We start from the raw sequence: 1,628 nt of genomic DNA, 5'->3' as shown, positions 1-1,628 counted from the left end.
TGTATTTGCAAGCTCCAGGAAAAAACCAACCTTCTCTCCTACTTAGAAACTTTTTGCTAAATTAGCCGCAACTGACGCCAAGCCGCGGGACGTTATGCGACATATTACCAAACTCCATGTAAATCAAAACCTTAAACACTTACCCATGGGAATATTTCAAAGAATATTTGGAAAACCGCAACCAAAAAATCCTGAAGAAAAATTTAAAGTTACTATTACTAAAAAATATATTAGAGTCGAACATCCTGAAAGAAAAACTGAAGAAGTTTTATGGAATGATATATCAGAAATAAAACTAATAAATACTGATGCAGGACCTTTTGCGCCAGACGTTTGGCTGGCATTGTTTGGAGAAAACTCTGGGTGTTTAATTCCTCAAGGCGCAAACGGATTTGAAACAGTTTATGACATTATCTCCAAATATGACAATTTCAATTTTGAGAATTTTATAAACTCAATGTCGTGTACCGATAATGCAGAATTTTTATTGTGGAAAAAGAAATAAATACGTCGCATAACAGGGGTTTCATGAAATTGGGTCTTTAAGGCTAAATTTGAAGGTTATTTTATATATTTGGCTTCCGTGGTTATAGAATGGTTTGGGAATATATAAACCCCAACTTCATGAAGCCCCGGGACGTTATGCAACATTTTATGAAAAACGATACTAGGTATGGAATCTGGCTAATTGATAATATTAATTTTTCCGGCAAAAATTTCACTAAAACAATTGAATTTGAAGGAAATAAAATTGAGTTATTAATAGCTAATTATGAAAACTTAAAAAATATAGAAGAGCCTTTTTACGATTGGATTCATAATAAAATTGTAAATATGGGGATGTTATATTCTATGAATAATCCTAAACCTATCAATTCAGTTTTCATAATTACAAAAACACCATATACAAATGGAAACGAATTCAACAATCTAATTAAATTATGCTTAAAATTAGTTTATTATCCACCTACTCTAGTTTCAAATGCCTCGGAGTACTTTCCCGAAAAGACAATAACATTACCTACTTGGAATGAGTGGAAAAATTCAAAATTAATTTCAAAAAGCATAATTAATGAAGAAAGTTTTGAATTGGTAATTGACTATTTTAATATTCTTATCTCTAAAAAATTAAAATTCCACTACACTTTAGAGCAGATATATAAAATAGCAAATATTAACGACACTTTATTAGAACTACTAAGTCTTTGGGCATTTATTGAAGGTTTCTGGAATGAAAATAAAGGAGACTCCAAACTAGATCAAAGTTTAATGAATATGTTAACCACAAATTTTGCTCCAGGCAAAAAAAAGAGAGACAATGAAGTTCGTGTAATAACTCAACAAATATTAGAACAAAACAATAAAATTGGCGCGAGAAATTATTCCGAACTTAGAAATATATTAGCTCATGGAGAATTTCTAAAATTAGAACATTCATGGTCAAGTGAACAATGGGAGGCAATTCAAGAACAACGTAATTTATTATTAGAGGTTTTAACAAAATCACTAATTGATTATATTAAAAACGTCGCATAACAACGGTTTTATGCAATGGCGGGGCTTGGGATTTTTTGGAAAGGTTTGTGCTCGCACTTCTTGCATAAAAATTCATGTTTTTCTTTCACTCT

2 protein-coding genes are annotated in these 1,628 nt (G+C 30.9%); both read left to right on the top strand.

The genetic code is table 11. From position 1 onward, the window contains the following. Positions 1-145: 145 nt before the first annotated feature. On the top strand, positions 146-505 hold the full coding sequence (locus BLQ05_RS13585) for a hypothetical protein (protein WP_023577686.1): 360 nt from the start codon (positions 146-148) through the stop codon (positions 503-505). A gap of 119 nt (positions 506-624) precedes the next feature. After that, entirely contained in the window at positions 625-1,536 is a 912-nt protein-coding gene (locus BLQ05_RS13580) for a hypothetical protein (RefSeq protein ID WP_143000969.1), read from the top strand. Positions 1,537-1,628: the final 92 nt, after the last annotated feature.

The sequence above is a fragment of the Flavobacterium saliperosum genome (assembly GCF_900100625.1).
Taxonomy (GTDB): domain Bacteria; phylum Bacteroidota; class Bacteroidia; order Flavobacteriales; family Flavobacteriaceae; genus Flavobacterium; species Flavobacterium saliperosum.
The sequence above is the reverse complement of the archived record's forward strand: the minus strand, read 5'-3'. Positions and strand labels throughout refer to the sequence as shown.